Origin of the sequence: Branchiibius sp. NY16-3462-2 (genome assembly GCF_001594145.1) — a bacterium.
Taxonomy (GTDB): domain Bacteria; phylum Actinomycetota; class Actinomycetes; order Actinomycetales; family Dermatophilaceae; genus Branchiibius.
On the sequence record NZ_LVCF01000038.1, the window covers coordinates 275,380 to 282,290 of the forward strand.

5 protein-coding genes and 1 pseudogene are annotated in these 6,911 nt (G+C 60.8%); 3 read left to right on the forward strand and 3 right to left on the reverse strand.

The features are described from left to right. Positions 1–225 precede the first annotated feature (225 nt). Positions 226–2,091, reverse strand: coding sequence for an AAA family ATPase (locus AZH51_RS13115; RefSeq protein WP_291524989.1), 1,866 nt, complete (start codon positions 2,089–2,091; stop codon positions 226–228). A 199-nt stretch (positions 2,092–2,290) separates the two neighbouring features. Next, positions 2,291–2,506 carry a hypothetical protein gene (locus AZH51_RS13120; RefSeq protein ID WP_291524990.1) on the reverse strand — a complete coding sequence of 72 codons (216 nt, stop codon included), beginning with the start codon at positions 2,504–2,506 and terminating at the stop codon, positions 2,291–2,293. 499 nt (positions 2,507–3,005) lie between these two features. Here AZH51_RS13120 and AZH51_RS13125 point away from each other — a divergent pair, with 499 nt between their 5' ends. From AZH51_RS13125 to AZH51_RS13135, 3 genes are all read left to right on the forward strand, one after another. Further along, positions 3,006–4,577, forward strand: coding sequence for a Re/Si-specific NAD(P)(+) transhydrogenase subunit alpha (locus AZH51_RS13125; RefSeq protein ID WP_291524991.1), 1,572 nt, complete (start codon positions 3,006–3,008; stop codon positions 4,575–4,577). 2 nt (positions 4,578–4,579) lie between these two features. Next, positions 4,580–5,992, forward strand: coding sequence for a Re/Si-specific NAD(P)(+) transhydrogenase subunit beta (pntB, locus tag AZH51_RS13130; RefSeq protein ID WP_291524993.1), 1,413 nt, complete (start codon positions 4,580–4,582; stop codon positions 5,990–5,992). Between the two features lie 201 nt (positions 5,993–6,193). Beyond that, positions 6,194–6,472 carry a substrate-binding domain-containing protein gene (locus AZH51_RS13135; protein ID WP_367188050.1) on the forward strand — a complete coding sequence of 93 codons (279 nt, stop codon included), beginning with the start codon at positions 6,194–6,196 and terminating at the stop codon, positions 6,470–6,472. Between the two features lie 228 nt (positions 6,473–6,700). Here AZH51_RS13135 and AZH51_RS13140 read toward each other — a convergent pair. Beyond that, positions 6,701–6,911: pseudogene (locus tag AZH51_RS13140) on the reverse strand (hypothetical protein); the annotation flags it as partial.

Consider the following 6,911-nt stretch of genomic DNA (forward strand, 5'->3'; position numbering starts at 1 on the left):
GTGGGGAACACGCAGCGCTCTCGCTTCATACGCGGGCTGTTCGAGGTCGCCGGTGTAGATAGCAACTTGCACTTCCGCCATTTCTATAAGTAGCTACAGCTCACACACTCAGGTCGTGTCTTCGCGCAAAGATGACGTGAGGTAGCCCTTGGCCGATAGGGCGCGATCCGCGTAGGCGATCGTGTGGGGAGGTGGTAACTGAGCGGCGATGAGAGGAAATACGGTCTAACCCACCTTGAGGCCGTTTGCTTCTCGTATCCGTCGCGCTACTTCGGAGATATGCGTCGTGAGATCCGCACTCCATGTAGTCATGGGTAGGTGTCTTTTGATTATGTTTCGGGCGATTGTTACCTTGCTCGGCCCGGCTGAAGAATCTTTGAAATTCTTACCTAGAGGCGATTTCCATAGACCTGATGGATACGCATAGTCTCGATCAGGATATTCGTCCTTTAGCGCCGACTTTAAGTCGGTCGACGAGATATAATTCTCGATCGTGTATCCCTCTGTTACCCAACTCATCGCTCCAATGTCGTCGAGTTCGCTAAGGATCCTCAATTTGGTTTCGTTGAGCGGTTCGTCATGCTTTCTTCTATCAGAGTCCATTACTACGGCAATATTTCGGTTGACCCTCATTAAATTGATCAGTTCATTGGTCTCTCTGTCATCGGCGGATAAATGGTTCAGCATAGCACCGCCATAGAACATGATTGAGTAGTGGACTCCCTCAATAAGTTCACCGTCGCACTGGCTCAGCCAATGGGCGATATACAGCCGGTCAGTTGGCCCTTCTACCCAGATGATGAAGTTGGACTGCACGATATCTGACGCTCGGTTTCCAAGATCAGATATTGCGATCGCTAGTTCTCGGCTCTCCGCGATAGAAGTCGCTTCAGTCCACCTATCCTGCCGAATAAGGTGAGTTATCGATGAGAACTCAGCGTTAATCATGGGGGCGGAATGTGTCGATATCAGATAGTGGTTGTCAGTTGATGCCTCTAGATATTGAACGAGCATTCGCTGAAGTGTCGGATGGAGATGGAGCTCAGGCTCTTCAATACACACTAGGTGATCCACTTTGAGTGTTGCCACGGCAGCATGGAAGATTACCTCAGCAATACCTGTCCCTAGTTGTTCAAGACGAGTAGCGGTATATGTAGACGTCATGACATTGATTGTTGACTTGGAGTCAGGAATTTGGATCGTCGCCCGGTCATCGTCGAGGACCGCTCTAATAAAGCTATTCAGACGGTGCCACTTTGCAATATCACTTTCGTAGTTCTCTGCATCAGGATTTGCGAGAGATGCAAGTCTTTGAATTAAGCCGCGTCCAGAAACAGTCGAGTCGACGCCGTGAGTTCCCTCCGCGTCGATGCGCCTAAACGTATCGATCCAGTGGATCGGAGGGATGAATTCCCACGGCTTCCATTGGCCAAGAATTAGATTTGTATAGTTTTCAAACGGTACACCTGATGATTGTGATAGTGTAGCTTGACTCATTTGTTGTAGTTGTTCCGATGTGTAATTACTAGCGACAGCCATACCTTCTTCAAACTGCTTCTTGCTCGCTTTGAGAGGCACTTCTCCCAGCATGTCACCTTCGAAATCAAACCACGTAGTATTGGTGTTTCCCCGTGAATAGGCTGAAGTCGAAAATAGAGCACTGAGTGCCGATGAGCCTGGTAGAAGTTTTGCTTGAACGTCTGGCGTCATCTTTAACCCAATAGATATGGTTTGCGAGCCTTCCCATCCGCGGGGAACGTCACTTTCCGCGGCGAAGAAGGGTGTGTCAGATTGTTGAAGCCCATTTCGTAATTTGTGCAATACCTGAGATGCAAAAGCCAACGTGTTTGATTTGCCTACGTCGTTCTTCCCTACTACGAGGTGAATTTTTTCCATTGGTCCAATCTGTTGCATACCGCCACTGCCGAAACTGCGGTAGCCGTTGATTCCGAAACCGGCAAAATCATCTAGAGCCATACGACTTATTATAGCCGCCTGCGTACCAACCAGATGGTGTAGCCAGCATGTCTGTCGGCACAGTGATCCGAGTTTCCGGCCATAATCGACCCTCGCACCGTCTTTGACCGGCATGACTCCAAGACTACTTAGTTCAGACCTATAACGAGGGCCTCCCTGAGGTACTCGCCACCGGACCACCAAGCCCGCCTGCACATAAGGGGGCACGCGGATGGGAAACACAGCTGACAGTCGCTGTGCGACTCATCAGGAAGTGCAGGACGTGAAGGTCTTCATAGTCGTGGCATCGCTCATATCTGAGTCGGTACATTCTTCACAACGCTCTCATGACGCTCCCGTGTTGCGACATGCGCTCGCACGCCAGCACGCGAGTTGCGGCCGACGGTGCTTTGTGTCGAGGAACAAAGCGGTGGTGATAGTTGTCCTCGAACTGGACCTGACCGAGGCGTTTGGCGTCGTTGATGGTGAGGGCCGGCACCGCCCGCGCCTGGGCGTGTCGGGCCCGATAGGTCGTCACGTCGACCTGCACGTCCTGCTCTCGCAGCTCGCCTGCAGATCGACACGGACCGCGAAAGCCCCCGCGCGCAGGGTGTCAGTGAAACTCTCACGATTGGCGGCTGCGGGGGTCGGGTCCCGCGCGAAGAAGGACGTCGCTGCCCGCGGCATCGCCACGTCCTCACGCAGCCTGCGGTTCTCGGCCCCGCGTCGCTTGATCTCCTCAGTCTCCCCGGGGCCAGTCCCGGGCGACGCCGGCCTCGACATGCGCCTGGGGTACCCATCGGCGCACGCTTTAAGCACTCACGCCTAGCTGCTTACCAACCGCGGTCGTGGCCGCGGTCAACGAGGGGTAGTCCTACTGGTGCTTAACCACCAAGCAACCCGTCCGAGGCTTCAACTCTTCAGCGGTCCTCTTCGGCACGGCGTGCATCCCTCCAACTCACAAGGGTGCGGCATCAAACCTGGGACTTTACACGGCTGCTCGGCGTAGAGCGCACGCTAAAGGGCCGTTCGTCGGGCAGGATCTGAGCATGCGCGATGAAGCGACAACCGGCGGCATGCTGATCGGGGTGACCCGGGAGCGAGCCGGTGAGACCCGGGTGTCGGCGACACCGACGACCGTCAAGCAGTTGATCGGACTCGGTTACCAGGTGGTCGTCGAGGCCGGTGCGGGGGACTTGTCCTCGTTCACCGATGCGGCGTACGTCGAGTCCGGGGCTGCCGTCGGCACCGCCGCCGACGTGTGGGCCGCGGACGTGGTCTTCCGCGTCAACGCTCCATCGATGGACGAAGTCGCCCAGCTTCGTCCTGGCGCAGTCCTGGTCTCGCTGATCGCACCGGCGCTCAACCCGGAACTGGTGGAAGCACTTCGGGCGCAGGACGTTACGACACTGGCGATGGACGCCGTACCCCGGATCTCCCGTGCCCAGTCTCTGGACGTGCTCTCCTCGATGGCCAACATCGCGGGCTACCGCGCGGTGATCGAAGCGGCCCACGCCTTCGGTCGTTTCTTCACCGGACAGGTCACAGCGGCCGGCAAGGTGCCCCCGGCGAAGGTCCTGGTTGCTGGCGCGGGTGTCGCGGGTCTTGCCGCTATCGGCGCGGCGTCCGCGCTGGGCGCGGTCGTACGGGCTACCGATCCGCGCCCGGAGGTCGCCGACCAGGTGAAATCCCTGGGCGGTGAGTACCTCCCGGTGGTGGTCGACGAAGTGGCCGAGCAGTCCGGCACCGGTTATGCCACGGCGACCTCGCAGGCGTACGACGAAGCCGCCGCCAGGTTGTACTCCCAGCAGGCGGCCGACGTCGACATCATCATCACCACTGCGCTGATCCCGGGGCGGCCCGCGCCGCGCCTAATCACGGCCGACGACGTCGCCGCAATGAAGGCGGGCTCAGTGATCGTGGACATGGCCGCCGCCCAGGGCGGCAACGTGGCCGGTTCGGTCGCCGGCGAGGTGGTCACGACACCGAACGGGGTCACCATCATCGGGTACGCCGATCTGGCCGGGCGGCTGCCCGCGCAGGCCTCCCAGCTGTATTCGACCAACCTGGTCAACCTGCTCAAACTGGTGACCCCCGCCAAAGACGGTGTCCTCACTCTCGACCTCGACGATGCCGTCCAGCGGGGGCTGACGGTGACCCGCGACGGCGAGACGCTGTGGCCGCCCCCTGCGGTGCAGGTATCCGCGGCACCAACGAGCGCGCCGCCGTCGCAGGTGGTCACGACCCATCCCGCCCCGGTGGACCAGCCCGTCGCGTTCGGTGCCCGGCTCGGCGTCGTGATCGCCGGCTTCATCGCGCTCTTCCTGGTCAATGCGTACGCACCCGCTCCGATCCCGCAGCACTTCACGGTGCTCGTCCTGGCGATCGTGATCGGCTTCTACGTGATCGGGCACGTGGCCCACGCGTTGCACACGCCGCTGATGTCGGTCACCAACGCGATCTCCGGGGTGATCGTCGTTGGTGCTCTGATTCAGCTGGCCCAGGACAACCTGGCGATCCACCTGCTGGCGGGGGTGGCGGTGTTGCTCGCCTCGATCAACATCTTCGGTGGCTTCGCCGTTACCCGGCGGATGCTGGCCATGTTCAGCAAGGGGAACTGACCATGTCCGTCACCTCGATCGCGGTCGCCGGATACCTCGTCGCCGCCCTGCTCTTCATCCTCTCGCTAGCTGGTCTCTCCAAACACGAAACCTCCCGTCGCGGCTGGGGATTCGGCGTCGCCGGCATGGTCCTCGCCCTCGTGGTCACCATCATTTCCGCGGTCGACGAATCCCCTGTACGGGCGACGACGGTCGCGATCATCCTGGTGGCAATGGTCGTCGGTGCGGTGATCGGTCTGTGGCGTGCCCGGATCGTCCAGATGACCGGGATGCCTGAACTCATCGCGCTGCTGCACTCGTTCGTCGGTCTCGCGGCGGTCCTCGTCGGGTGGGCGAGCTACATCGAGGTGGAGCAGAACAATTCGGCCGGTCTGGCCGGCTCACTGCTGCGCATCCACCACGCAGAAGTCTTCATCGGTGTCTTCATCGGAGCGGTCACGTTCACCGGTTCGATCGTCGCCTTCCTGAAACTGTCCGGCCGGATGAAAAGCGCGCCGCTGATGCTGCCGGGCAAGAACGCTCTCAACGTCGGTGCCCTGGTGCTGTTCGTGGCGCTCACCGTCTGGTTCGTCATCCACCCGGCGCTCTGGCTGCTGATCCTGGTCACCCTGGTTGCGTTGGCCCTCGGCTGGCACCTGGTCGCCTCGATCGGCGGCGGTGACATGCCGGTGGTGGTCTCGATGCTGAACTCCTACTCCGGGTGGGCCGCGGCCGCCTCGGGCTTCCTGCTGGACAACGACCTGCTGATCGTGACCGGCGCTCTGGTGGGCTCCTCGGGTGCCTACCTGTCGTACATCATGTGCCGGGCGATGAACCGCTCCTTCGTCTCCGTCATCGCCGGCGGCTTCGGCATCGAGGCGCCTGCGTCATCGGACGTGGACTACGGGACGCACCGTGAGATCAATGCCGAGGCGGTCGCCGATCTGCTGGCCGGTGCGAGCAGCGTGGTCATCACCCCGGGCTACGGAATGGCCGTTGCCCAGGCGCAGTACGGCGTGGCCGATCTCACCCGCCGGCTGCGGGAGGCGGGTGTCGCCGTACGTTTCGGCATTCATCCGGTCGCCGGGCGGCTGCCCGGCCACATGAATGTGCTTCTGGCAGAGGCAAAAGTGCCCTACGACATCGTGCTCGGGATGGACGAGATCAACGACGATCTGGCCACCACCGACGTGGTCCTGGTGATCGGGGCCAACGACACGGTCAACCCGGCCGCTGCTGAGGACCCGGGCTCGCCGATCGCCGGCATGCCGGTGCTGCAGGTCTGGGAGGCCACCGACGTCATCGTGTTCAAACGGTCGATGGCCGCCGGGTACGCGGGTGTCCAGAATCCGTTGTTCTTCCGGGATAACACTCAGATGCTGTTCGGCGATGCCAAGGACCGGGTCGGCGACATCTTGGCGGCGCTCGGCCGGTAGCACGCCATGGAGGAGAACAGCCCTCTGACGGCGTTTCCGCAGTTCAGAGGGCTTCGGGTTTGGTGGACGTAAAGGGACTCGATCAGATTCTCTGTGCACTTCGCCGCTCAGCGACTGGCCGGCTACCGAGACGGGCTGGCGGCGGGTCGTACCTACGATGACCGACTGACAGCGCATGAGCGAGACCCGGGTGAAGGGCAAGTGACCTCCGCCGCGTTCGACGCGCTGCTGGACTCTGGTGTCACGCAGAAATGCGATCATCTGTCTGGTCGATCCGTTAGCTGCACCGGCATCTGCAGCCTATACCGACGCGGCGTGCGAGTCCCGGATGACGTCGCGATGACTGGCTACGAGGACGAGGGGACCGCCCGCTTTCACTCACCACTCACGTCGGTGCGACAGTCCTACCCGCGAATGGGCGAACGGGCGGTCAAGCTGTTGATGCAACTCATCGATGGCTCTCAACTGCCTGCCCCGTGAGGAGGTGCCGACCACATCAATCATCCGAAGGCGACACTGACGGACCCCTGAGGTAGGCGCGAATCAGCCAGACGGACCGGGAAGGTCGTGTCGATGGCAACCTCATATGGACATGCCGTCGTCCACCGGCGGCCCGACCGCAGTTTTCACCGCGATTACGGTTGCCCCAGCTATTGTTGGGTTGAGTTTGACCTGTACCCGGTGTCTCGGACGGTTTCGGTTGGTTGATTATGCCGCAGCCGCGGCACGGTTGCGAAGATCTTCGTCCTCGACCGGGATCGGTAGCCCAGCGCCGAGTGGCGCCGGTAGGGGCGCGACCTTGCCCATCGAGCCCAATAACCCTGCCTGACGCAACCGGCTACCAAACAGCCAGGACGTGTACTGAGTGCCCCGGTCCGAATGGACAATGGTGTCAATGGGTTTGCGGTGCGCCCGGGCC

Excerpts from the sequence above, each read along its gene's own strand:
- AZH51_RS13115 (WP_291524989.1), bottom strand. The coding sequence starts at position 2,091 with ATGCCGGTCAAAGACGGTGCGAGGGTCGATTATGGCCGGAAACTCGGA.
- AZH51_RS13125 (WP_291524991.1), top strand. The coding sequence starts at position 3,006 with ATGCGCGATGAAGCGACAACCGGCGGCATGCTGATCGGGGTGACCCGG.
- pntB (WP_291524993.1), top strand. The coding sequence starts at position 4,580 with ATGTCCGTCACCTCGATCGCGGTCGCCGGATACCTCGTCGCCGCCCTG.